Raw genomic sequence first — 284 nt, forward strand, 5'->3', positions numbered from 1 at the left:
GGTCATCCCAGCCCAACTTGCTGATCTGTTCCCGGTGTTCAAGATCAAACATTGCCGAGCCGACGCCAAAGTATTCTTCGAGGTAACCTTCACGACCATACTCACTTTCTTTGCTGAGCATCGAGCTTGCACGAAGCGTGATCCAGACTTTGTCTGCAACAGACGCCCTTCGGATCTTGGCCATCTCAAACCAAGTCTGTGACTTGCGCACCGCTGTCTTGGGTATCACCGCCAGTGCAGCCCTAGTTGCGATCTGATCCTTCAAGACCAAAACCACAACCATC

General features: G+C 52.1%; 1 protein-coding gene. It reads right to left on the reverse strand.

All coding sequences use genetic code 11. The features are described from left to right. Positions 1–265, reverse strand: a 265-nt coding sequence (locus tag KMS84_RS39995) for a hypothetical protein (RefSeq protein WP_256921566.1), incomplete at its 3' end; no start/stop codon positions are given. Between the last annotated feature and the right edge of the window lie 19 nt (positions 266–284).

It is taken from the genome of Streptomyces hilarionis, assembly GCF_024539675.1.
GTDB classification, from domain to species: domain Bacteria; phylum Actinomycetota; class Actinomycetes; order Streptomycetales; family Streptomycetaceae; genus Streptomyces; species Streptomyces hilarionis.